Source organism: Pseudoalteromonas sp. MEBiC 03607, from assembly GCF_004792295.1.
Lineage (GTDB): Bacteria > Pseudomonadota > Gammaproteobacteria > Enterobacterales > Alteromonadaceae > Pseudoalteromonas > Pseudoalteromonas lipolytica_C.
Map to the genome: position 1 here is coordinate 303,943 of NZ_SRRY01000002.1, position 21,551 is coordinate 325,493.

Genomic DNA, 21,551 nt, shown 5'->3' on the forward strand with positions numbered 1-21,551 from the left:
CACAAACTTAGCAATGTGGGCGACATAGAGCCGCCCAGATTAATGTTAAAAGCGATAGCTCAGACTCAACGTATAGCGAGTGCCATATGCATTATGATTGATTGAATCAAACCCGCGGCTTGAGCCATATAGCTTAGGGGGTTCTTTATCGAAGATATTATCAATACGAGCGCGGATTGATAATGCATCATTGACAAAATAGCCAGCTGATAAATCCCATACTAACCAGTCATCAACGTCACGTTTTAACTCCTCGTTAAGCTCGCCAAGCTCTTCTAGTTCGTCTATTTCACGACCACGCAGCCCTTCGATATCATCCTCATAGCTACTGGTATAATTGGCGCCAAGGTTTAAATAATAACTATCGGCATCCCAATCGATAGAGAATCTGCCTATATTTTCAGGGTAACGATAAGTGCCGATTAGCTTTTCGATTGCATCTGAACCTGGTTTATTTCTCTCAAACTCTAAATAGTGTGTACCATCGAAAGCGAGTGTTAAACTACCTTTTGCAAAAAGAAAACGATGATCAAATTTAAAATCGATACCTGCTAATGTCTGGGTGCCAGTATTTTCAAGAGGAATAACATGGTCTCTAAATAATGGCAGGAATAGCTCATCTTCTCGCGGGTTAAACTCACTAATATAGTTTGTGAGGATCTCTGAAAGATTAGCGCCATCACTTTCGATATTGAGTCCAGCATTATCGGTTACTTCACACAGCTGCTTCTCGTACGAAATACCTTGTTGACCTTGTGGTACTAGCCCACAGTGACGAAGAGAAGCATCTGTTATAGCTCTATCTAGCACTGCAGTCATATTGGTATCGATAACTTGTTCGTGATCAAAATGCCAATAATCAACCGTTAAGTTAGTATTTACAGATGGGCTCCATGCAAAGCCAATGCTGAGCGCTTCAGACTCTTCGGCTTTAAGTGCTTGATTACCGAGTTCTAGGCTGTTAACACTGACCTCGGTGCCATCACCCATACAATATAAATCTGCAACAGCCTGATTAGCACCGCAATCGAAGCGTGATTGTGTGGTACGTAATTTTACGCCTGCTTGAGTTAATGAAGGTGCCCTAAATGACGTTGACCAAGAACTTCTAATGATAAGAGAATCTGAAGGACGATAGCTTAAACCAACTTTAGGGTTAAACGTTCCACCAAAGTCATCGTAATAATCGTAACGACCAGCGACTTGCAGTTCTAGCTGCTCAGTGAGTGGCACATTCAACTCTAAAAATGCAGCGTACTGAGTACGATCGGCCTCAGACAAGCTAGAGCCGAAACCAAATACATCTACCAAATAACCATTTTCAGGACGGGCTTGTGAGTCTAACGATGGAATATCTTTTAATTCTTCTCGTCGAGCTTCAATACCAAATGCAGCATAAATGGGTAACTCATTAAACGTAAATAAATCGCCATTAAAGTTTAAATCCCAACCGTATACTGTACTTTCACCGCTTCTACTTGGGTTTGCCTTTGCAAGATCAAGCACTGCATCGTTATTACTATCCCCCTGTAAAAACGGGTTGTAGAACGGCATTAACTGACCTTGTGCACAATTGAGCTGTGTTCCATCGTATGTAGTTAATGATCCGTCAGAGCATAATTCACCAGTGATAGCTGCATGAAATTGATAGCGGTTATAAATACCATCAATTGCTTGTTGCTCTGACTTAGAGCGAGAGAAGGTTACTCCCGACTCCCAACTCCAATCACCAATGTAACCGGCAAGGCTACTGACTAAGCGAAAGTTTTTGGTTTCGACTTCAACCGTTCGTGGTGAATTAAAGCGCGCATCAAATGCAAAGCCATACACATCTCGACCCGCTTGAGTGGTAAATGGATCAATATAAAGCTGGTCCATCAGCTCGTTACTGCCGTCAGCGTTATCATAAATAAATAACGCATCTTCAATAATATAAGGGCCGTCTTCGTCGTTTATTTGATTGATAGGGGCTGGTGATGAATACGCTTTTGATTTAGTTTGGCTATAGAAGAAATCGGTATGCCAATCTAAATCACCTAAGGTGCTGTTAAACATAAAGCCAGTTGATAGGCTTTCAAATGGGGTTTCTAGGTAATCATCTTGGTTAGCATAGTAAGCACAAATTTGCTCCCCATACTCAGTCGTAACAAGTTCTGTTTTACAGTTTGGCGCAGGTAGCTCATTGCCATCTCGACTACTGTAGTAATAAATGTTCGGCGAGTTCTCAAGTTTGGGTAAGTATGAGTAACCATTCACTAAATTTGGGGTTGCGGTATAGCTTCTGTCGGTCGCTTTAAAGGCATTGCGATCGTAAATATCGGCAAATACCGTTAAGTTACTCTCACCTATATTCGTGCCGTAAACTAAGTTAAGTTGTTTCTTACCTTCGTCATGACTGTCAAAACTATTGGTGTAAGAAGTGTTTACTTCAGCTCCTTGAAAGTCATCTTTAAGAATATAGTTAATAACACCAGCAACAGCATCAGCCCCATATATTGCCGATGCACCAGTGGCGAGAATATCAATGCGCTCGATTGCGGCAAGTGGAATTGAGTTCACATCAACAAAGTTTTCAGTGCCTGCTGCGAACGAGCTCGGCGCGACACGACGGCCATTAATCAGTGTTAATGTAGCTGAGGGCCCCATACCTCTAAGGCTCGCAGCGGATTGGCCCGCTGGCGTTGAGGTTGATGTACCGCCGCTTTCAGACGTCGAAAAGGTACCTGATCCGCCTTTGAATACAGATAAATCTTTTAATAACTCATGAATAGTGTTCGCTCCTGAGCGCTTGATTGCATCTTGGTCAAGCACTGTAAGCGGGATGGTTCCTTCTAGATCAACCCCTTTAATTCGTGATCCTGTTACTTCTACTCGTTCAATTTTTTCTGATTGTTGGTCGTTTTGAGCATACACAGCATGAACTGGGCACAGCACAGCGCTGATTGCTACAGCAATTGATAACTGACGAAACATATTGATTTACCTTTGTCTTATACCAATCCGCAAAAATACTTAATTAAGCGAATTGGTATTAAATACCCACGGCAAAACCGTGACATTTTAAATAATTGTTATAATTTTTTTAGACAGGGCAGTGGGTTATAGACACAACTAGCCCCTCACAGGAAGTGAGGTGTGGCTACTCGTCAAACCACTCCGAAAGGTAGTGTGGAGAGTAGAAATATGTACAAAGCGATAATGCGTTTTTCAACATAATTCCAATCCGTAAGGTCTTTTGACAAAGCTAGTAATACAGTGCTAGCTTACTCGCGTTTTAAATGTTCCTTTTTTTTATAGCAAGCAACAAAAAGCTGTGCAAGTAATTTTCTAATATTTTTTTACAAGAGTGTAACAATATGAACATCCTTAAGGAGCAAAGTGCTAAATACCACATTGGGTTTATTTTTGGGGTATTTAGTGTTGTTTTCGCGTCATTTGGCAGTAAAGTTTATGCAAGTGAGCAACAGCAAACGTTAGTTTTAATTGGTGGGGCATTGACAACCTGCTCAAGTATGAGCCCTAAAAACTGCCTTTCCAATAAACAGATTAGTGGTAAACAAACTAATCAATTTCGATTAAATAATGATGCTTTATCTGCAATAAAGACAAACTGGCCAACAAATAATGAAAAAAATCGCCAGCAAACGCTTAAGTTGTTAGCACAGATTGCACGTCAACAGTCTGATGTGAACACTAAAAGTGATATTTTATGGGCATGGCGTGATTTAGATAATACGTTATTGAACGCGTTAACAGATAAAGAGTATAACTTCGTGCTAGATACTCTCGAAGTTCCTGTGTTAACAGCCGATTCTACAAGACAAAAAGAGCAAGTTAGTGTACCGGATAACAATGAAAGTGCAGCAAGTGATATTTTAGACTTTGTGTCTGCTTCGTTAAAAACAACTGATGAATCACCAACCATTTTAGCGGTTACAGCTTCAAGCAGAGACCCTTATGAATCAGCAGATTTTTATGAAGGATTATTAAGCTTTAATGGTGTCGAATCAAAGTGGTTACCTTTAACACCCGCTTTAGCAAGAGCGATTACCAGTAAGCAATGTGAGAATTTAGATGCTTTACGTACTGAGACAATGGCTGTTTTTAACCGTGAGACTATTTACCCTGACCGAATTAAGGCCGAAAAAGCGCTTTGTGATCAAGGGGTAGAGCATTTAGTTAAACTGATTGAAAACGCAACGGGCATTATGTTTAACGGTGGTGATCAGAGCTTAACTAGACAGGTGCTTTTTGATGATAACGGCAAGCAATACCCTTGGACCCATGCAATTTTACAAAGGCCATTACTTGTTGGCACAAGTGCAGGAACAGCGGTGCAAAGTGGTGGTAAAAATGCCTACGGCACAGTGCCGATGATTTCAAATGGTACAAGTTTAGCGGCAATGAGAGAAGGCTCGTTTGCGGTGTCTGCGCCGAGTGAGCGCTGTAAAAATGAATGTGATAATAGCCTTTCAGCAGATTCATTAACCTATGAAAAACAAGGCGGTTTAGGTAGCTTTACTTATGGGGTTCTAGATACTCATTTTAGCGAGCGCAACAGAACCATGCGTTTGGCTAGATTACTGGCAGATTCTGGGCAAAAACATGGTTTTGGCATTGATGAAACTACGGCGCTTGTATCAATTCGAGCAGGTGAAACCGCATTAATGACGGTGATTGGTAAAAGTGGTGTAGTACATGTTCAATCAGACGCTAAAAACAAAGGAGCAATCAGTTATTGGCCTGCAGGGGCGGTTATTGATGTAACAAAGGATGGTTTTAGTCTTGCGAAGCGAACTGTTGATAATGCACTGCCTAGTATTAAAATTCCGCGATTACCGATGCAGCGTTTTGGCACTATTTTTTCTGATGCTAAATTGCGCTCGCTTGTGCAAGCTATGTGTTTAACTCAAGAACAACAAGCTGTAGCCCAGCATGATGAGTTTCTACTCGATTTAAATGCTACTGAAGATACGCATTACTACCGTGTTAATAAAAGTAGTACGGGCTGTGCTGTAGAGAATCTAGCCTTTAGTGTTAAATCCTTTTAACACTATAAAGCACTGAAAAAGTGGTAGATTATTTGTTCGTTATTAGTTAGCGTAACACTAATAACGAACAAATCATGGAATGAGTTAATGAAATATAATCTACTACTTTTATTTATTTTTGGCTGTTTGTTTGCTTATTTATCTATTCCAGTAGTAGGGGTTGGCTCAGCTTTAGCGATCCCTAGCGAAATTCTTACACCTCTTTATGATTTGTCACCTAAATTTGCTTTAACAGTGATTGATATTGTTACGTTAGGTATCCCACTAGTTGCATTACTTTTTGTGTTCTTATTATTAAGTAAATGGCTCTACCTAAAAGACAAAGCGTATTCATATTTTATATTACTGATACCTTTTTTAGCACTGCATTTATATTTTGCTTTTAATACCTTTTCTGCAATTTTTGATAATACGACTTTGCTTGCAAGTTTGCCTAAGTATCTATTATTAATAATTTTTGTGGCGCTGTTTTCTAATCATAAAAAACCGAACTTTAGTTGATGTAAGTCATACGCGAAAGTTCAACATATAAGCTAATCTCTAATTAATCAGTGAAAGAAGTTGGTCATAGAATGAAAAAATTACTGCTATTAACAAGTGGGGGTGATTGCCCTGGGCTAAATGGGGTGATCAGAGCTGTGGTTAAAGCAGCCGAACATGATGGCAATTGGCAGGTATATGGAAGCCGAAGAGCTTACTGTGGTGTTCTTGAAAAGCCAAATGATATTATTCACTTAACTAGTGAAGTAGTGGCCGGTATTCATGTTCGTGGCGGCACAATTCTAGAAACAGTTAATAAAGGGAATCCTACCGCATTTCCTGCAGAGATAGCAGGCGAGCAAGTATTTATTGACCGTTCAGATGAGTTAATAAGTATTGTTAAACAATTGGGTTTTGATGCAGTCATTAATATCGGGGGCGATGGTTCTCACAGAATTTCTCAGCATTTATTTGAGCATGGCTTAAATATCGTAGGCGTGCCAAAAACCATTGATAATGATTTATATGGCACTGATTACACAATTGGTTTTCAAACTGCCGTTGACACTGCAACAGAAGCCATTGATCGATTAATACCAACTGCGCAAAGTCATAATCGCGTGATTGTGACGGAAGTTATGGGTCGTGATGCGGGTTGGATTTGTTTACATTCAGCAATTGCAGCAGGCGCTGAAGTAGCACTTATTCCTGAAATTCCCTACGATATTGAAGCGATTAAAGCAAAACTTAAATCACGTTTTGATAATGGCCATGGATTTGCAAATATCGTTATTTCAGAGGGAGCTAAACCTGTTGCAGGAAGTGTTGTAAGTAAACAATCAAGTGAGTTTGGCTACGAAAACCCAGTTCTAGGTGGAATTGCTGAGCAACTGGCTTCGCAGATACGTATTGCACTTGACCTTGATGTAAGAGTCACTGTGTTGGGGCATATTCAACGTGGTGGCACACCCAATGCGTTTGATAGGGTGCTTGCAGCAGAGTTTGGGGTGCAAGCATTCGAACTTGTTAAGAAAGGCCAGTTTGGTTTTATCCCCGTAAGTAAAGAGGGTGAAATTAAACCAATCAGTTTAAAAGCCGCAACTTCTGAATATCGTGTTATCCCTTTAGAGCATTCATTAATAAGCAGTGCCCGCGCAATGGGTATGTGCTTAGGTGACTAATCAAGCAGTTCTAACTGATAGTTTTAAAATGATTTTCTTAACTAGCTGCTAAATTATTCAATTAGCAATTTATTTATTGCACAAAAAACACACTGCAAAGCAAGCAAAATATTTAATGTAAAGATACTTAAAGGTGGTTGATCTGTGCCTTTTTTAGTTTAGAATGATCGTTCACTCTAAATTAAGGAACTACACATGCAGCGCTCTCGCATTCCATTTTTTGCAGTGTCAGCTTTGGCTGGTGCTGTTTTATTATCAGGCTGCGGCCAATCAGAATCGGCTCAAGGGCAATCGCAGGCAGCTCAAGCTGTACCTGTTGGTGTTATTGAGATGCAAAGCAAACCACTTACGCTAACTAAAGAATTGCCAGGTCGTGTGGCTGCTTCACGTATCGCGCAAATTCGTCCACAGGTTAACGGTATTATTCAGTCTCGTATGTTCGTTGAAGGTGCTGAAGTAGAAAAGGGCCAAGCCTTATATCAAATTGACCCATCTACATTTGAAGCAGAGGTCGCTACCAGCAAAGCCGCTATTACTAAAGCTCAAGCAAGTATTGCTAATGCCAAAGCAAAAGCTGAACGCTATAAAGAGCTATTGAATATCAAAGCTGTCAGTCAGCAAGATTATGATGAAGCGGATGCGGCATACAAAAGTGCAAAAGCCGACTTATTGACTGCTCAAGCACAGCTTAAAACCGCTGAAATTAATTTAAACTACAGCAAAGTGTTAGCACCAATTAGTGGTCAAATTGGTAAATCGGATGTCACTGCCGGTGCCCTTGTTAGCGCTAATCAAGCAACAGCATTAGCTACTATCACTCAGCTTGATCCAATCTACGTTGATTTAACACAGTCAAGCAGTGAACTAACACGTTTGAAAAAAGCTATCGCCGCAGGTGAGCTTGATAAAGATGCCGCTTTACATTCAAAAGTTGAATTAATAATGGAAGATGGCAGCACTTATCAACACAAAGGCACATTACAATTTTCTGAAGTAACCGTTGATCCAAGTACAGGCTCTGTGACTTTACGTGCTGAATTTCCTAATCCTGAAAAATTACTTCTACCGGGTATGTATGTTCGCGCAGTGATTGTTGAAGGTGTGAAAAGTGATGCGATTTTAGCACCACAACGTGGTGTGAGCAGAAACACCAAAGGTGAACCTACTGCCATGGTCGTAAGTAAAGATAACACCGTTGAAGCACGTGTGCTGAAAACTGACCGTACTGTAGGCTCAAACTGGTTAGTGACAGATGGCCTAAATAATGGCGATAAGCTGATTGTTGAAGGTTTACAGAAAATCCGCCCAGGTGCCCCAGTAAACGCAATGCCAGCAGAATCAGTAGCTAACAGCCAGTAACGGAGAAACTTAATGTCACGATTTTTTATTGATCGGCCCATATTTGCATGGGTACTTGCTATCGTTGTTATGCTGGCAGGTATCTTAGCAATTAGAAGTTTGCCGGTTGCGCAGTATCCATCAATTGCACCGCCTGCAATTAGTATTCAAGCCTCATACCCTGGTGCGTCGGCCCGTACTTTAGAAGATACGGTTACACAGGTTATTGAACAAAAAATGAAAGGGCTTGATGGCTTGCTCTACATGTCGTCAACCTCTGAATCGAACGGCTCTGCGACTTTAACGTTAACCTTTAGTGCAGATACCGACCCTGATATCGCACAGGTTCAAGTGCAAAACAAATTGTCGCTTGCAACACCGTTATTACCAGAAGAAGTACAACGTCAAGGTGTCTCGGTTGCAAAATCGGCTCGTAACTTCTTAATGGTTGTAGGCTTTGTATCTGAAGACGGTAGCATGAACAACATCGATATCGGTGACTATGTTTCATCTAACGTACTTGATATTATTTCTCGTGTTAACGGGGTGGGTGAAGTACAACTTTTTGGCTCGCAATATGCAATGCGTATTTGGTTAGATCCAGCTAAATTACTTAAGTACTCATTAACTCCTGCTGATATTAGCGCTGCAATCAGTGCCCAAAATGCACAGGTGTCGGCAGGTCAACTTGGTGCCTTGCCAGCAGTGAGTGGCCAACAACTGAATGCAACAGTGACTGCGCAAAGCCGCTTACAAACACCTGAGCAATTTAGAAATATCTTTGTAAAAACCAATGCTGATGGCTCGGTTGTTCGTTTAAGTGACGTTGCCGATGTTGAATTAGGCGGTGAAAACTATGGTGTTGTCGCTCGTTTTAACGGCAAACCGGCATCAGGTTTAGGTGTTAAGCTTGCCAGTGGTGCTAATGCACTTGATACAGCTGATGGCGTAAAAGCGGCACTTGCTGAACTTGAGCCTTTTTTCCCTGAAGGTTTAACTACGGTTGTTCCTTACGATACGACACCATTCGTATCACTTTCAATTGAGAAAGTAGTTAGCACTCTAATTGAAGCTGTTGTGCTGGTATTCTTGGTAATGTACTTATTCTTACAGAACTTCAGAGCAACACTTATTCCAACTATTGCAGTACCTGTTGTATTGCTAGGTACGTTTGCCATCTTACAAGTGTTTGGCTTCTCAATTAATACTCTCACCATGTTTGCTATGGTCCTTGCCATTGGTCTACTGGTTGATGATGCGATCGTTGTTGTTGAAAACGTTGAACGTGTAATGACCGAAGAGAACTTGTCTCCTCTTGAAGCGACACGTAAATCAATGGATGAAATCAAAGGCGCGCTTGTGGGTATTGCCATGGTGCTCTCGGCAGTATTTGTGCCTATGGCGTTCTTCCCGGGCTCTACAGGTGTTATTTATCGTCAGTTCTCAATCACCTTGGTAACGGCAATGAGTTTATCAGTGCTGGTTGCGTTAATTCTAACACCGGCCCTTTGTGCAACAATGCTAAAACCAAGTCATGTTCATAATGATAAGTCTTTATTTGGTCGTTTCTTCCTTGGTTTTAACCGTGGTTTTGATAAAACAAACTCGGGTACACAAGGTTTTGTGTCTCGCATGATCAAACACAGTAAACGCTATTTACTTATTTACGGTTTAATCGTGGGTGGCATGGTGTTTATTTTCTCACAATTACCATCGGCATTCTTACCAGATGAAGACCAAGGGATTTTGTTTAACCAAGTAAGCCTACCTGCTGGAGCAACAACAGAACAAACCTTAAAAGTTGTTGAAAAGATGGAGCACCACTTCTTAGAAGATCAATCAGAAGCGGTTAAATCTATCTTTACGGTAACAGGTTTCAGCTTTGCAGGTTCTGGGCAAAACGCAGCAATCGGCTTTGTTGGCTTGAAACACTGGGATGAACGTCAACGCCCTGATTTATCAGTAGGCGCTGTTGCTGGTAAAGCCATGGGATACTTCTCAACCATTAAAGAAGCATTTGTGTTTGCTTTCCCACCGCCTGCGGTTGTTGAGCTTGGTACTGCAAATGGTTTCACTTTATACCTACAAGACCGTGTTGGTTTAGGGCATGACAAACTACTTGAAGCTCGAAACATGTTTTTAGGTATGGCGGCACAAAACCCTGTGTTATCGGGTGTGCGCCCAAATGGTCAAGAAGATAAACCAGAGCTGGAGCTTGATATTGACTTAGCAAAAGCCGAAGCATTAGGTCTGACTCAAGCAGATATCAATAATACGTTATCAACGGCTTGGGGTAGTCGCTATGTAAATGACTTTATTGACCGTGGTCGTGTTAAAAAAGTGTATTTACAAGGTACGCCTGAATCACGCATGGTGCCAGAAGATTTAGACAAATGGTACGTGCGCAATGCCAATGGCGATATGGTGCCATTCACTGCGTTTGCTCAATCTTATTGGACTTATGGCTCACCGCGTCTTGAGCGTTATAACGGTTTTTCAGCGATGGAAATCCAAGGTGCTGCTGCACCGGGTTATAGTACAGGTCAAGCGATGGCCGAAGTTGAGAAAATGGTTAAGAAGTTACCGCCAGGTGTGGCGTTCGAATGGACAGGTATTTCATATGAAGAGCGTTTAAGCGGTGGTCAAGCACCATTACTTTATGCACTTTCATTATTGGTTGTATTCCTATGTTTAGCGGCATTATACGAGAGCTGGTCAGTTCCTGCAGCGGTTATGCTCATTGTACCGCTTGGTGTATTTGGTGCGTCGATTGCGTCATTTGTATTTAATTTATCTAACGATATTTATCTACAAGTGGGTCTATTAACCACCATAGGTCTGGCATCAAAAAATGCCATACTAATTGTAGAGTTTGCTATTCATAAAATGGATGAAGGTATGAAACTTGTCGATGCTGCTGTTGCTGCTATTCGCCTTCGTTTACGTCCAATCTTTATGACATCAATGGCATTTGTGTGTGGTGTACTACCACTTGCAATTGCATCAAGTGCAGGCTCAGGTGCACAAAACGCACTAGGTATTGCTGTTATTGGCGGTACTCTTGCGTCATCGACCATTGTGGTGTTGTTTGTACCATTGTTCTTTGTACTGGTGCGCCGAGTATTCCCAGGCAAAACAAAATCAACTAATGAGGAGCAGGCATAATGAAAGCTAAACTTATCTCAGTGTCTGTTGCTGCACTTATGTTATCTGCCTGTAATATGGCGCCAGATATGGAGCAACGTGAATTACCCGTTGCTCAAAACTATGATATCCAAGGTACTGCAGGTGATATCAATGCACTTAATTGGCAGTCATTTTTCACTAATACTCAGCTGCAACAATTGATCGCACTAACACTTGAAAACAACAAAGACATTAAAACTGCTGCACTCAATGTGCAGCAGGTAAGAGCGATGTATCAGATTGAAGATTCTGCGCTTTACCCAAGCATTGATTTAAATGCAGCGGGAACCCGTCAGCGTCTTCCGGCAGATTTATCTGGTACTGGTCAAGCGACTATTTCTGAAAACTATTCAGCGACTGTTGGTTTAACTGCTTACGAAATTGATCTTTGGGGCAAAGTGCGCAACCAATCAGAGCAAGCTTTACAAAACCTCTATGCCGCTGAATACAGTTTAACCAGTGTGCGCATTAGCTTGATTTCGGAGTTAGTGAATGCGTGGCTTAACTATGCGACGGATAAAGAGCTATTGGCGCTTGCAAACGAGACTTTAAAGTCTCAGCAGGAGTCTTTAGAACTAACCCGTAAAACATTTGCTCTTGGTGCTGCGTCTCAGTTAACGCTATCGCAACTGGAAAGTACAGTAGCAACCGCTAAGGTCGATATTGCAAACTATCAGCGCTTACTAAAGCGTGATAAAAATGCTCTCGATTTTCTAGTGGGTAAAACCGTCACTGCTGATTTACTACCTAATCAAAATATAGATGATGTACTGAACTTACCGGATGTGCCTGTGGGGTTGCCGTCAGAGTTACTGACGCAACGACCAGACATTAAGGCCGCTGAGCATGATTTATTGGCTGCCAATGCAAACATTGGTGTGGCAAAAGCGGCATTTTATCCAAGCATCAGTTTAACCGCGAATGCGGGGACAGCTTCAGCTGACTTAAGTAATCTTTTTGATTCGGGCTCAGGTACATGGAGTTTTGTACCATCGATTAACTTACCTATCTTTAATATGGGTCGTAATCAAGCCAATCTCGATGTTGCAAAGGCACAACAAGAAATGGCGCTTACTAGCTATGAGCAAACCATACAACAAGCATTTAAAGAAGTATCTGATGCCCTTGCTGATCGAGAAGGTTATATGCATCAGCTAGATGCACTCAACGATTTGTACCAAAGTAATGAGTTATCTTTTACTTTATCAGATGCGCGTTTTCAAAAAGGAGCAGACAGTTACTTGCAAGTGTTGGATGCGCAACGAAATTGGTACAGTGCTGGGCAACAGTTAATTTTGGGTAAACAAGCGTATCTTGCTAGCCAAATTAATTTGTATAAAGCACTTGGTGGTGGCTGGAATGCGCAAAAAAATGTGCATTAAAACAGCAAAAGCATAATTTATTTAAGGTTTTGCAGGATCTTAGTTGTTTTGACTCTCCTGTGATATTAAGATCCTGTAAACCTTGTTTAAGTAAAAGTTAACCATTTCAAAAGAGCTTGGAGAAACCATGACGCAAAAAACGAAAAGACACAATGACCCTGCGCTTGCTGAGGCAAGACGTAATCAAGTGCTTTGTGCTGCAGCGGATTGTTTTCGACGTAAGGGCTATCATGGCGCGGGAATGGCTGAAATTTCTAAAACAGCAGGCATGAGTGCAGGCCATATCTATAATTATTTCGCTAGTAAAGAAGCGATTATAGAATCGATTGTTGAACGTGATATGGAAGAAATGTTCTCAATCTTTAAAGAGTTTGCAGATAAGCCGGGCGATCGTGTCACCGTGTTGCTAGATGGACTCGATAGAGGTGTTGAGCGCCATACCGATTTAAATCAAGGTGCGCTTGATTTAGAAATGCTCGCAGAAGCTGCGCGCAATGAAAAAATAGCTAACTTACTGCGTGAGTCAGATAGCCACGCCCGTGATTCTATGCGCGAATTATTAGTGGGTGAAAGAGGGCCGTTACAAGGTACCGCACTTGAAGAAGTGAATGCCCGTATTGAAGTGATGTTTTCTGTGATGGGGGGCTTACTACTACGTAAAATGCTTAATCCTTCTTTAAACATCAGTGAGCTTTTAAAAGCACTTCGTCCAGCGATGAAAACCTTATTGTTACCCTTTGAATAAAGCGCTTATTAAAAGCGCTCTATAGACCATTGGATTGCCATAATGGCAATTAGCACTGAGCCTGCTGGCATAATAGCTTTTTTGTACCAGGAGTTATTTCTAAGTAGCATTAGTAGTGGTAAACAGATTGCTAAAATAACCAGTTGACCAATCTCAACCCCTAAATTAAAGGCTAAAATACTCATTAGCTGGTATTCATTTGATAAACCAAGCTCACCTAACACACTTGCAAACCCCATACCGTGGAGTAGACCAAAACAGAAGGTGATCCAACCTAAACGGATAATCATTGGCCAGATATTATTTATTGCAGCAAATAATACAGAAAGCGCGATACCTAATTCTACCCATCGGGTGTTTGGCGATATGATATTCATAGCAGTCGCTGTTAGGGTCATTGAGTGAGCAAGTGTAAAAGCGGTGATGATCCACGCAGTATCAACAAGGATTTGTTTTTTAGACTCGACACGTTGCCACTGTCCTTGCTTACGAACTAACACACAGCCCAGCAATAAAGCGATTAAAAATAAGATATGATCTGTGCCCATCCAAATATGTAATATGCCTTGCTGTACATATTCAACAAACGTTTCTAAATAGCTCGTTTCATCAAAACTAAAAATTTGAGTTTGTTCATTTAAAGTAAAAACCCGGCTTATATTTCCAATTGCAGAAATGGCTTTGTGATTCGCATCGACTTCGAACAATGCACTGTAATTTATAGAAAAGCTTTGGCTATTTGGGCAGCTAATGTGTATAGGGGTAACGATATATGATTCATTAAAATGTGAGTCAATTTTTAAATCACCCTCACTGTTAATTGCACATAATTCATTATTTTGCTGTGCGCTAATCTTTTCAACTAGGTATTGATGAATAGCTCCTTTTTGATTTTTAATTTCTTGCCAAGTGATCACGTCATCTGCATTTTTATCAAATTCGACAACGTGTTCTAAGTCCATCACAGCCACTTTCCATTGACCATTTAAAGTTAATTGTTCATTTTCGGACTTCGTTAATTCTAAGTATGCCGTACTAAGTTGATGAGCGTTTAGTTTAAAACTAAAGACCAAAAGAATTAAAAAGACAGATGATAATATTTTCATAAATTTCCTCAATTAATGAGCCCTGTGAGTTCAAGCAGACGTTTATCGCTTTGTAGTTTCGCTTGTTGCCAATTTATTCGAGCCCAATATTTGGCCTTGGTCATATTCCTATTTATAGTTAAATAATACCAAGCTAAATCACTTGCGTGATAGGTGTCTTGTCTCAATTCTCTGAGTGTTACTCGCTTTGCCATCTGTTCTTGCCATTTAGTCGATTGGCTTTTAACTTTTTCAGCTTGTGCTAAACGCAGTAAAATAGCATCTTCAAGGTTGGCATTTTCAGATGTTAAAACGGCTAAAGTAGAAAGCACTGCCGAGCCATTTTTTTGAGCTAATTGTGCATCAGCCCAAAGAACCACTAGACTTACAGGTGCCGTTTTTAAATCAACGTTACTAAGATATGATAAAGTTTGTTCTGTGTAGCCTAATCGATATGCCATTTCAGCGAGTACATGACGAGTATTAATACTCATAGATGAAGAGCTCGCTATTTTTTGAAGCCCTTCATAGCTTTGTTTCAGTTCTCCATTTTGACTTTTAACATCTAAAGAACATGTTGATATTGTTTCAATGCTTGCCAAGCCAAACAATGATAAACACTGACCTAGCGCTTCATCAAATTTACCCTTTACCATCAATAAATTAGCTTTAAGTAAAATAGCATTAACGTGCTGAGGAGCTTGATCGGTCACATCACTTAGGATCCGAATTGCCTCGTCAAATTGATGTTCACGTTGTAATAGTCGTGCATAAAAGTAATGTATATCAGGATCATCGGACTGTGAAACTTTATGCTCTAAGTAACGCTTTAAAATACCTTGATTGCTTTCGGTGTTACCAACATGTTGGCTTTCTGAAAAAAGCTTGCTCAGCTGTGCTTTAGTAAAGTCGGTTTTGATCTTCTTGCTGGAAACGGCTATGACATCTGAATCTTTTGGAGTATAAGGTTCAGCATGAACAAAGACACTAATAACCATCGCAATGTAAAATAAATATTTCATGATTTCTCCAAAGAAAAGCCATCCGTGGCCAAGATTTAACTAATTCCCGTTCACTAAATCATCAAAATTTGCTTCATCACCCGTATTTATAAATTCACGGCCATTGATTCTTAAGGGCTGTGCGCTTGGGTCTTGATTAAATGCGGCCCGTCCTATGGTTGAAAAATCAACTTGCAATGTTTTTATGGTGATACTAACAGTCGCTGTAGCCTGACTATTAACGCCATCACTAACTGCAAATTGAAAACTATCCGAACCTACGGTCTCAGGGTTAGGTGTGTAGCTATAGCTGCCATCAGAATTTACATTTACGGTGCCTAAATTTGGTTCACTGACTAAACTGTACGTTAATTCATCGCCATCGGGGTCTGAGCCTTCAAGCATATCGTTAATAACGACTTCAGTTTGGGTTGTAACCATTGCATCAACAGCGCTTGGTGCATTATTGACAGGTTCAGGCTTCATCATATTTTTGTCATCTTTGTCATTATCACTACAAGCTGTTAATAATCCTGTGATAATAATGAGTGTGATGCTTGAGAGTTTTAAATTACGCATCATTAATTTCCTCATTACTTAGAGCCAGCAATCGGGGTAGCAAGATAAGGAAAACTGCTATCCATCATACTTGCATCAAGTGGTGCACCATCTGTAAATGGAACATTACCTACACTTGCATCCTCTGCTGTACACAAGCCAAGATCAGTATCTGTGCCATTCACTGGGATTGGGTAACATAAACGACCCATTACTACACGTAATGCAATGTCGACTACGTCATCTCCAGGTCGACGACCATTTGGGAAACCTGCTAAATCATCACCAGCTACACCAAAAGCTGATTGCTCATTTTGTGGAGTTGCAGCGATCGCTGTATTTAAACGCAGCATTTCAGATGGCGTAACAGTTGAAAGTTGATTAACACCAGGGAAACCCGTTAAAAATGCTGTAACTAAATCATTTCTTGGGAAGTTAGTAGGTGCCAATGTTTCAATATTGGTACCCAACGTTGAATTCACAGCATCTTTAAATAAGATATTTAAAAGCTCAGGTAGTGAAGGGTGGGTTACATAATCAGCAAATTGCGTATCATCAGATGGCGCTGATGTTGAAAATGTATCTTTGTCTTTCAAGCCAATAACTAACTCATTGACCAATGGGCTACCAAGGCGAGAAACCTGTGTTAACGCACCGCCATTTACTGCTGGTTTAGCAAATGATGCATTTGGGTTTAATATACGTGCTTGTGGCAAGCTTGCAGTTGTCCAACTACCAATTGTGCCATTACCTTCACCTGTTACACAGGCTTTTGGTACTTCGACAGCAATTGAAGTGACATTTTTCATTGCTAAATCATCATTATCGGCTGATTGAGTGATACCTCCAGGGAACCCTTCACCATCGCCTGCGCCAGGCGAACTGTCACCTTCGACTGGAACATAATTAACAAGGTCAAATGTTTTGCCTAGATTCACAACAAATGGGTCTTTTCTTTGACCTACAAACACTTTACCCATGCCATCACAACCTGGAAGTGCGACATTATAAATAAATTGATCAGCGTATTCTTGGTATGAAGCCATTGATGAGAATGTCTTATTACCAATGTAATCTAGTGGTTTATAAAAATCATTGCTGCTATTGGAGGTGTTAGTCAGCATGCTTTTTGTGCCAGAACGTTGTGGCCCAGAAATAACACTCACAGTATATGACTCACTGAAATTAACGGCAGAATTATTACCTGCAGAAACACCACCGACATTTTTTAGAGGAACTGCAACTGTTCTTTGATTACCTTCAGGTCCAACAGTAAGTGCTACACCCATATTATTGTTTGGCAACATACTTTTGAAATTAAATGCAAATGTCATGTCTTCAATAGCATCACCATCGTTATCAATATGGATGCTATAAGTAGCGTCTGGGTCCATAGCAAAGTAGTTAGGACCACCATAAGCATCTTGCAATGGGATGTAGTTAGCAATAAATGTTACGTAGTCACCTCGGCCTTCTTCGTAACTGTTAAATGCATAAAAGTCTGTCGAATCTAACGTTGGAAAGCGCGTAATATTTGGCGCTTCACGATGGCTAGATGCTTCAGATATAGAAGTAAATAAGGTACTACAAACTGCAATCGTAATTAGGGATGGTATTACTTTCTTCATGACTTTTTCCTTAGTTTTAATTTAAGTCATAATGAAAACGTTTACCTAATAAGATTGGATGCAAAAAAATTGAATTATATTTTAAAAAGTTTAAAAGCCGAGTTAAACACGGCTTTTATATTAAAGGATTACTAAATTTGTAGTGTAGAGTACTTCAGTTGGTGAGCCATTAGGGGAGCCACCTAATGGCTCTAAGCTGACTGCTAGAATAGAAATGTCGTCCGCATTAAATTGACTATTTTTTATCAGTTCTATGTTGCCACTTTTAGGTAGTAAACCTAATGAAATTGGTGCTTCTTGTCCTTTTAAAATCATCCAAAGCTCATAGTCTTTATCAGATCTTGGGCTAAGAACATTTGATGCTTTGACAGATAAGGTTTTATCTTTCACATCAATAAACCACAGTGGCTGCTCAGTTTCATTTTTAAATAATGCAATTTGTTGTGATCCAGTAGCAAGCTCTTGCTGTGGCTGCCAAATAATCAATGCTAAGACTATACATGCAGCTGAGGCAATTAATGACCATGCTTGGAGTAATGACCTATTTGTTTTCTTTGGTTTATTTATAGGGATAACATTAGGGTCAATGCGATTGATAATTTTTTCCCACACATGATCATCTGGTGGAACAGATTCAATTGAACTTGCAAGATTATTTAAATGTTGCTCCCACACCCAAGTTGCTTCTCTGGCACGTGTAGAGTTCAGCATTAAGCGAGCAAAACGGTCGCGTGCAGGACCTCGCAATGTACCTAGTACGTATTCGGCGGCTAACATGTCTATAAGCTTTTGGTTTTCATAATTCATAACGTTAAGCACCTCTGTAATTGCTGTAAACCACGTCTGATCCAGCTTTTAACTGTACCAAGAGGGGAAGCAATATGATCTACAAGCTCATGATGAGTCAGTCCTTTATAATAAGCTAAGTGAATAGCTTGCTTTTGTTGTGGATCAAGTTGTTCTATGCAATCTACTAATTTAGAGTCATCTTCATAGCTGATTTGAAGTGATGAACCATCCCCTAAGTCATGTTCATCTGTGAGGCTTTGCTCTTTACGTACTTTGTTGTGACGAATAAGGTCAAGGCTTCGATATCTCACTATGCTGATCATCCAGGACATAACAGCCCCTTTGGATACTTGATATTCACTAGCATTGTGCCAAATCTTAACAAATGAATCTTGCAAAACCTCTTCCGCTTGTGCTCGATTACCGAGCATCTTGAGGCTGATTGCAAATAGTTTGGCACTCGTATTTTGGTACAAATTTGCAAAGGCATTTTTATTACCTTTTGCTGTTGCACTCAAAAGCGCTAAAAGTTCATCGTTGTCCATATAATTCCTGTTATGTTATTAGTAACGCTTTAAAGGTGGTTTTAGATGCAAAAGAATTTTTAATAAAAAATAACCAGTGAATTTAAAACTCAAAGCATTTTTCTACTGGTTATCCTAGCAGTCTTGTTTAGGTTAGCAACCTACATGTAAATTATTTGTAAGTTAGTGTAAGTTATTCATAAAGTTGTGAAAAAATGTCCTAAACTTAAAGTGTAGGTTTTTAAGTGAACGCTAAGTTACTGATTTTAAATAGTCACCAAGTTTAAATAAGGCGGTTTTACTGGAGTGAAATTTGCAACGTACTATGTAATTAGAATAACAAGGAGTGATTATGTGGGCAGCAATTAGCTATCTTGCGCTGGCAATTATTTTTATAATCGTGGCTATTCGAGTTGAGCTCGTTTATTTTGCGCTATTTTTTTATTGGGCTGCATTGTCGCTACTACTAGTCAGTGGCGCTTATTTTTTTAACATTGCGCGAATTTTCAGAAAGCGTGAAAACGGTGTAATACCAATTTACATTCGTTGGGCGTTTATTCCCTTTTTACTAGGGGCTCAAATATACAATGCTTGGTCTCGTAAGCATGATAAAGTGCCTCCCTTACAACAAATAAATGAACATCTGTTTTTAGCTTGCAGGCTCTTTCCATCAGATATTGACACCATGAAAGAGTTAGGGATTACAGCAATCTTAGATGTTACCTGTGAGTTTGATGGCCTTGAATGGTCATCGACCCAAGAAAATATTCGCTATTTGAATATCCCCGTTTTAGACCACAGTGTGCCAACTCGCGCGCAATTACATCAAGCAATTAACTGGATCCACCATCAAGTAAAGGCTGATAGACGTGTTGTTGTGCATTGCGCATTAGGTCGCGGACGTTCAGTGTTTGTTATGGCTGCATACTTACTAAGCCAAGATAAAGATGCAGATGTTCATACTGTTTTGGAGCAAATCAAAGAAACTCGAGAAACTGCTAATTTAAACAAGCGCCAACTTCGTCACTTAATAAAACGTCATCGTCGAGGCGATTTAATAATTAAAAACAAAGCTGTCTTAATTGCTAATCCAGTCTCTGGTACAAAGCTGTGGCAAGAAAAGAAAAAGCAGATAACCGCAAGGTTAAGTGAATATTATGATTTAACTGTACACACTACAACAGAAGAAGTGGACGGTATTCAATTAGCTAAAGAGGCTATAGAAACAAATCCCGATGTTGTTATCGCATGTGGCGGTGACGGTACAGTGACAGAAGTAGCCAGTGTATTAGTCAATACCGACTGTAAGTTAGGCATTATTCCTTTAGGCACTGCTAATGCATTAGCTCATGTATTAATGGGGATCCAATCTAAGTTAATCCCAGTCGAACAAGCTTGTGAACTTATTATTGAGGGACAGGCAAGTCGGATCGATACCGCTTTGTGTAATGGCGAGCGAATGCTGTTATTAGCAGGAATTGGGTTTGAGCAGAAAATGATTGAAAAGGCGCATAGAGATGCTAAAAATGAGTCAGGCCAACTGGCTTATCTACAAGGATTTTGGCAGGCACTAAGCGAACATGAAGCACAAGATTATACAGTTACATTAGACGACAATGAACCTCAGTCTATAAATACCAATAGTTTAATCATTGCAAATGCAGCGCCGTTTACTACATTGTTGGCTCAATCAGCAGGTCAGCCAGATCATAATGATGGTTTACTTGATGTTAATTGGTTAACGCCTAATTCAGAGGCTAAAGCCAGTACGTTAAGTATTGCTGAATTAGTATTTTCAAGCATAACGCAAACAAGCTTTGCCATTAATAGCCATCATACAAATGCTAAACGAGTTTCTGTAAGTGCAGAAAAAGACATAAGTTATGTGATTGATGGTGAGGTTAAAACAGCAGAAAAGCTGGTGGTAGAGGTATCACCGAAGTCACTTTCGGTGATAATGGCGGAAACCTAACAGTTATTTTTTAATACTTTTCCATTCAAAAGGTGCGTCATCATCGGCCTTTTGAGAGGAGAAAGTATCAATGTATAGTTGTTCAACTTTTTCACGGGCCCAAGGTGTTTTACGTAAAAATTTTAAGCTTGATTTAACACTTGGGTCATTTTGAAAACAGCGCACATCAACATGCTCAGCTAGTCCTTCCCAGCCAAGTTTTTCTTCAAGTTGGGTTACGATGTCGGCAAGCTTGATACCGTGCAAAGGGTTATTTGGTTGATTGTCCATGCTTAATCTTTGGTTATTTCTAAACTGAGTAATAGTAACGTATCTAGCGTCTTTAAGCTAATTGACGTTTATACTCTTGCCTCGTTTTGGATAGACAATATCGCCGTTTTTATCCAGTCTTAACCACGCTAAGTCGCTGTTTGAAAAATTTGGCTGTTTGGCTGCACAAATTAACGTTATATCGCCAACAGCAATATAAGCGCCTTCGGTATAACGCTTATTTTCATACCAACACACTTTGTGGTTGTTAAGTGCTTCTTGGCCATCTAGCACAACTAATGCTTTATCCTTTGCTAAAACGAACTGTGAAAACAATAAAATAAACAAGGTAGTTAAGATTAAAATCTTTCTAAACAAAATA

At 40.1% G+C, this 21,551-nt stretch carries 17 protein-coding genes; 8 read left to right on the top strand and 9 right to left on the bottom strand.

Annotation, left to right across the window (positions count from 1 at the left end; genetic code table 11):
* Window positions 1–45: 45 nt before the first annotated feature.
* Window positions 46–2,973 carry a TonB-dependent receptor gene (locus tag E5N72_RS18370; protein WP_135926560.1) on the bottom strand — a complete coding sequence of 976 codons (2,928 nt, stop codon included), beginning with the start codon at window positions 2,971–2,973 and terminating at the stop codon, window positions 46–48.
* A gap of 383 nt (window positions 2,974–3,356) precedes the next feature.
* On the opposite strand from E5N72_RS18370, the gene E5N72_RS18375 reads away from it, so the two are divergent.
* The 7 genes from E5N72_RS18375 to E5N72_RS18405 all read left to right on the top strand — a co-directional run bounded on the left by E5N72_RS18375 (window position 3,357) and on the right by E5N72_RS18405 (window position 13,363).
* The gene (locus E5N72_RS18375; protein WP_135926561.1) at window positions 3,357–5,051 is read left to right on the top strand and encodes a cyanophycinase; all 1,695 of its coding nucleotides are present in this window, start codon (window positions 3,357–3,359) and stop codon (window positions 5,049–5,051) included.
* Window positions 5,052–5,138: 87 nt separating this feature from the next.
* The gene (locus tag E5N72_RS18380; RefSeq protein WP_135926562.1) at window positions 5,139–5,552 is read left to right on the top strand and encodes a hypothetical protein; all 414 of its coding nucleotides are present in this window, start codon (window positions 5,139–5,141) and stop codon (window positions 5,550–5,552) included.
* Window positions 5,553–5,623: 71 nt separating this feature from the next.
* A complete protein-coding gene (locus E5N72_RS18385; protein WP_135926563.1) occupies window positions 5,624–6,712 on the top strand; it encodes an ATP-dependent 6-phosphofructokinase in 1,089 nt (362 codons plus the stop codon).
* 195 nt (window positions 6,713–6,907) lie between these two features.
* Complete coding sequence (locus tag E5N72_RS18390) at window positions 6,908–8,071, top strand: efflux RND transporter periplasmic adaptor subunit (protein ID WP_135926564.1); 1,164 nt, start codon at window positions 6,908–6,910, stop codon at window positions 8,069–8,071.
* A gap of 12 nt (window positions 8,072–8,083) precedes the next feature.
* Window positions 8,084–11,215 (top strand): efflux RND transporter permease subunit, encoded by a 3,132-nt coding sequence (locus tag E5N72_RS18395; RefSeq protein WP_135926565.1) that lies wholly within the window; start codon window positions 8,084–8,086, stop codon window positions 11,213–11,215.
* Window positions 11,215–12,618 (top strand): efflux transporter outer membrane subunit, encoded by a 1,404-nt coding sequence (locus tag E5N72_RS18400; RefSeq protein ID WP_135926566.1) that lies wholly within the window; start codon window positions 11,215–11,217, stop codon window positions 12,616–12,618. Before E5N72_RS18395 ends, E5N72_RS18400 begins: the two co-directional genes overlap by 1 nt.
* Before the next feature lie 127 nt (window positions 12,619–12,745).
* Window positions 12,746–13,363 (top strand): TetR/AcrR family transcriptional regulator, encoded by a 618-nt coding sequence (locus E5N72_RS18405; RefSeq protein WP_135926567.1) that lies wholly within the window; start codon window positions 12,746–12,748, stop codon window positions 13,361–13,363.
* 8 nt (window positions 13,364–13,371) lie between these two features.
* Here E5N72_RS18405 and E5N72_RS18410 read toward each other — a convergent pair whose 3' ends face one another.
* From E5N72_RS18410 to E5N72_RS18435, 6 genes are all read right to left on the bottom strand, one after another.
* Window positions 13,372–14,469 carry a HupE/UreJ family protein gene (locus E5N72_RS18410; RefSeq protein ID WP_135926568.1) on the bottom strand — a complete coding sequence of 366 codons (1,098 nt, stop codon included), beginning with the start codon at window positions 14,467–14,469 and terminating at the stop codon, window positions 13,372–13,374.
* Between the two features lie 8 nt (window positions 14,470–14,477).
* Complete coding sequence (locus E5N72_RS18415) at window positions 14,478–15,470, bottom strand: tetratricopeptide repeat protein (RefSeq protein WP_135926569.1); 993 nt, start codon at window positions 15,468–15,470, stop codon at window positions 14,478–14,480.
* Between the two features lie 39 nt (window positions 15,471–15,509).
* Window positions 15,510–16,028 (bottom strand): Ig-like domain-containing protein, encoded by a 519-nt coding sequence (locus E5N72_RS18420; protein WP_135926947.1) that lies wholly within the window; start codon window positions 16,026–16,028, stop codon window positions 15,510–15,512.
* 14 nt (window positions 16,029–16,042) lie between these two features.
* Window positions 16,043–17,635 (bottom strand): DUF4331 domain-containing protein, encoded by a 1,593-nt coding sequence (locus tag E5N72_RS18425; protein WP_135926570.1) that lies wholly within the window; start codon window positions 17,633–17,635, stop codon window positions 16,043–16,045.
* A gap of 120 nt (window positions 17,636–17,755) precedes the next feature.
* Window positions 17,756–18,442, bottom strand: a complete 687-nt coding sequence (locus E5N72_RS18430) for an anti-sigma factor (protein WP_135926571.1) — start codon at window positions 18,440–18,442, stop codon at window positions 17,756–17,758.
* Complete coding sequence (locus tag E5N72_RS18435) at window positions 18,439–18,969, bottom strand: sigma-70 family RNA polymerase sigma factor (RefSeq protein WP_105180286.1); 531 nt, start codon at window positions 18,967–18,969, stop codon at window positions 18,439–18,441. Before E5N72_RS18435 ends, E5N72_RS18430 begins: the two co-directional genes overlap by 4 nt.
* A 331-nt stretch (window positions 18,970–19,300) precedes the next feature.
* Between E5N72_RS18435 and E5N72_RS18440 the strand changes: the two genes are divergently transcribed.
* Window positions 19,301–20,920, top strand: a complete 1,620-nt coding sequence (locus E5N72_RS18440) for a diacylglycerol kinase family protein (protein ID WP_135926572.1) — start codon at window positions 19,301–19,303, stop codon at window positions 20,918–20,920.
* A 3-nt stretch (window positions 20,921–20,923) separates the two neighbouring features.
* Here E5N72_RS18440 and E5N72_RS18445 read toward each other — a convergent pair whose 3' ends face one another.
* Window positions 20,924–21,190, bottom strand: coding sequence for a VF530 family protein (locus E5N72_RS18445; RefSeq protein ID WP_105180288.1), 267 nt, complete (start codon window positions 21,188–21,190; stop codon window positions 20,924–20,926).
* Window positions 21,191–21,247: 57 nt separating this feature from the next.
* Window positions 21,248–21,547 carry a DUF1496 domain-containing protein gene (locus tag E5N72_RS18450; protein WP_135926573.1) on the bottom strand — a complete coding sequence of 100 codons (300 nt, stop codon included), beginning with the start codon at window positions 21,545–21,547 and terminating at the stop codon, window positions 21,248–21,250.
* Between the last annotated feature and the right edge of the window lie 4 nt (window positions 21,548–21,551).

Excerpts from the sequence above, each read along its gene's own strand:
- E5N72_RS18370 (WP_135926560.1), bottom strand. The coding sequence starts at position 2,973 with ATGTTTCGTCAGTTATCAATTGCTGTAGCAATCAGCGCTGTGCTGTGC.
- E5N72_RS18375 (WP_135926561.1), top strand. The coding sequence starts at position 3,357 with ATGAACATCCTTAAGGAGCAAAGTGCTAAATACCACATTGGGTTTATT.
- E5N72_RS18380 (WP_135926562.1), top strand. The coding sequence starts at position 5,139 with ATGAAATATAATCTACTACTTTTATTTATTTTTGGCTGTTTGTTTGCT.
- E5N72_RS18385 (WP_135926563.1), top strand. The coding sequence starts at position 5,624 with ATGAAAAAATTACTGCTATTAACAAGTGGGGGTGATTGCCCTGGGCTA.
- E5N72_RS18390 (WP_135926564.1), top strand. The coding sequence starts at position 6,908 with ATGCAGCGCTCTCGCATTCCATTTTTTGCAGTGTCAGCTTTGGCTGGT.
- E5N72_RS18395 (WP_135926565.1), top strand. The coding sequence starts at position 8,084 with ATGTCACGATTTTTTATTGATCGGCCCATATTTGCATGGGTACTTGCT.
- E5N72_RS18400 (WP_135926566.1), top strand. The coding sequence starts at position 11,215 with ATGAAAGCTAAACTTATCTCAGTGTCTGTTGCTGCACTTATGTTATCT.
- E5N72_RS18405 (WP_135926567.1), top strand. The coding sequence starts at position 12,746 with ATGACGCAAAAAACGAAAAGACACAATGACCCTGCGCTTGCTGAGGCA.
- E5N72_RS18410 (WP_135926568.1), bottom strand. The coding sequence starts at position 14,469 with ATGAAAATATTATCATCTGTCTTTTTAATTCTTTTGGTCTTTAGTTTT.
- E5N72_RS18415 (WP_135926569.1), bottom strand. The coding sequence starts at position 15,470 with ATGAAATATTTATTTTACATTGCGATGGTTATTAGTGTCTTTGTTCAT.
- E5N72_RS18420 (WP_135926947.1), bottom strand. The coding sequence starts at position 16,028 with ATGCGTAATTTAAAACTCTCAAGCATCACACTCATTATTATCACAGGA.
- E5N72_RS18425 (WP_135926570.1), bottom strand. The coding sequence starts at position 17,635 with ATGAAGAAAGTAATACCATCCCTAATTACGATTGCAGTTTGTAGTACC.
- E5N72_RS18430 (WP_135926571.1), bottom strand. The coding sequence starts at position 18,442 with ATGAATTATGAAAACCAAAAGCTTATAGACATGTTAGCCGCCGAATAC.
- E5N72_RS18435 (WP_105180286.1), bottom strand. The coding sequence starts at position 18,969 with ATGGACAACGATGAACTTTTAGCGCTTTTGAGTGCAACAGCAAAAGGT.
- E5N72_RS18440 (WP_135926572.1), top strand. The coding sequence starts at position 19,301 with ATGTGGGCAGCAATTAGCTATCTTGCGCTGGCAATTATTTTTATAATC.
- E5N72_RS18445 (WP_105180288.1), bottom strand. The coding sequence starts at position 21,190 with ATGGACAATCAACCAAATAACCCTTTGCACGGTATCAAGCTTGCCGAC.